Origin of the sequence: Streptomyces sp. A1136 (assembly GCF_004795055.1) — a bacterium.
Taxonomy (GTDB): Bacteria; Actinomycetota; Actinomycetes; order Streptomycetales; family Streptomycetaceae; genus Streptomyces.
Genome location: NZ_SSBJ01000369.1, coordinates 1 through 519, shown reverse-complemented (window position 1 = coordinate 519; position 519 = coordinate 1). Strand labels below are relative to the sequence as shown.

At 65.9% G+C, this 519-nt stretch carries 1 protein-coding gene; it reads right to left on the bottom strand.

Features of this window, described 5'->3' with window-relative positions; all coding sequences use genetic code 11:
* Positions 1-519 (bottom strand): hypothetical protein (locus E6R62_RS43400; protein WP_206309058.1); only part of this gene is annotated, 519 nt, incomplete at both ends.

Below are 519 nucleotides of genomic sequence, written 5' to 3'. Positions count from 1 at the left end.
CTGCAGATAGCGGCCGGCCTCGGCATACCATTGCGTGGTCCACCATGACGGCCGGTCCACGCGCAGGTCGGTGCCGATGCCGTCCGAATACGCCAGCTGCGCCAGCCAGTCGCTGCTCGCCTGTGCGCCGATCGGAATCAGGCGGCCGAACGACACCACCACGTTCTGGCTGCTCCAGGGTTTCCAGCGTGCGCCGACCGTGGCTTGCGCGGTTTGCGTGCCGGTGGCGCCGCCGCTGCGATCTTGCAAGGTCTGGAACACGCGCCCGAATATTTCCACGGTGCTGCCGTTGCGATAGCCGAACGGCCGCCAGTACGCTTCCGCACCGGCCTGCAGGCTGCCGTTGTTGCCGGAAGCACCCGGCTGTGCGCCTGCTGCGGCCGTGCTGCCTGCGCTGGGTCCGCCGCCACTGCGCGTAAGCGACGTGATGAAGCCGAATTCGCGATCGATGGTTGATACCGCGCGACGTGTGTCGAATTTCTGCTGTGCGCTTTTATCTGCAGGATTGGTATCGTTGGC